The following is a 514-nucleotide window of genomic DNA, read 5'->3' as shown; positions in this document are numbered from 1 at the left end:
TAGCGTTTTTTTATGTATTTTTGCCCCTGCAGGAACTATAGCGTTCAACCGGCATGGTTGACCAGTTTTCATGTTAACTTTTAAGTTTGCATGTAAATGGGCAGTGTCTAAAAAATTTATCACTGGTTTAGATCAAAAATGTGTTTATGAAATTAGAATATATTTATTTGGTTCATATTTGTGTTTTAAGAGCTTATGTAAGTATTTAGGTATAAAACTATATGATTTACCCCTAAATCTTTAAAATGCCCCCTTAAAATTCAAAATAAAGGCATTTAAAATTCAAATAGTTCTTGTGATAAAGTTTTTTAAAAAAGGAGGTTATATTTTTATGTGGTTACGTTTTTCTGTGCAATTACTTCTGTCTATTTTGATGTTTGTTTTTATATATCAGCAAATAAATCAAAGTCATTTAGATTTTTGGTTTATTATTTATTTCTTATTTTTTATGGCTGTGGTTTTATTTTGGAAACCTTCAGAAAACAAAAAATAGAACACGCATTTATGCCGAGAA

Annotated in this window: 1 protein-coding gene; it reads left to right on the top strand. The window is 27.4% G+C overall.

The genetic code is table 11. The features are described 5' to 3' along the window. Nucleotides 1-333 precede the first annotated feature (333 nt). Nucleotides 334-514: hypothetical protein (locus KA824_RS09220; RefSeq protein ID WP_210133260.1), on the top strand; the 181-nt coding region annotated here is incomplete at its 3' end.

Origin of the sequence: Staphylococcus sp. GDY8P198P (genome assembly GCF_017891615.1) — a bacterium.
GTDB classification, from domain to species: Bacteria; Bacillota; Bacilli; order Staphylococcales; family Staphylococcaceae; genus Staphylococcus; species Staphylococcus cohnii.
The sequence above is the reverse complement of the archived record's forward strand: the minus strand, read 5'-3'. Positions and strand labels throughout refer to the sequence as shown.